1 protein-coding gene is annotated in these 652 nt (G+C 66.1%); it reads left to right on the top strand.

The features are described 5' to 3' along the window. Nucleotides 1-652: NAD(P)/FAD-dependent oxidoreductase (locus RWK44_RS34890; protein WP_316030183.1), on the top strand; the 652-nt coding region annotated here is incomplete at both ends.

The following is a 652-nucleotide window of genomic DNA, read 5'->3' as shown; positions in this document are numbered from 1 at the left end:
TGAGATCCGTGCCCGGATTCTCTCCGCTTTCGAACGCGCCGAAGTCACTGAGGATGATCAGCGGCGCGAGGCGTTACTGACCTTCGTTGTGGTCGGCGGCGGCCCGACAGGCGTCGAAATGGCCGGTGCAATTGCCGAACTTGCCCGCAAGGTCGTGGTTCGCGACTTCCGTCACATCAATGTCGCTTCGGCACGCGTCGTCCTGGTCGAAGCTGGCAACCGTATCCTGCCCACTATGCCGGCCTGCCTTTCGGCAAAGGCGCAGCGTCAGCTTGAAGGCCTGGGCGTCGAAGTGCTTTCCACCGCTGCCGTCACCCATTGCGATGCCGGAGGCGTCACGCTCGCCGACGGCCGCCGCATCGGCTCGACATGCGTGCTTTGGGCCGCAGGGGTCATGGCATCCAAAGCGGCCAAATGGCTCGGGGCCGCGGCCGACCGCGCCGGCCGCACGGTGGTCGACGAACGGCTGAATGTCCCCGGCCACGACAACATCTTCGTCATCGGCGATACCGCTGCGGTGAAGAGCGAGGATGGCCGCCCTGTGCCAGGCACAGCGCCGGCCGCCAAGCAGATGGGCGAGCATGCTGCGCATGCCATCCGGGCGCTCATCGCGGGCAATCCGGTCGAGCCATTCCGCTACCGGCATTTCGGA

The sequence above is a fragment of the Rhizobium sp. 25PS6 genome, assembly GCF_032464655.1.
GTDB lineage: Bacteria > Pseudomonadota > Alphaproteobacteria > Rhizobiales > Rhizobiaceae > Rhizobium > Rhizobium laguerreae.
The sequence above is the reverse complement of the archived record's forward strand: the minus strand, read 5'-3'. Positions and strand labels throughout refer to the sequence as shown.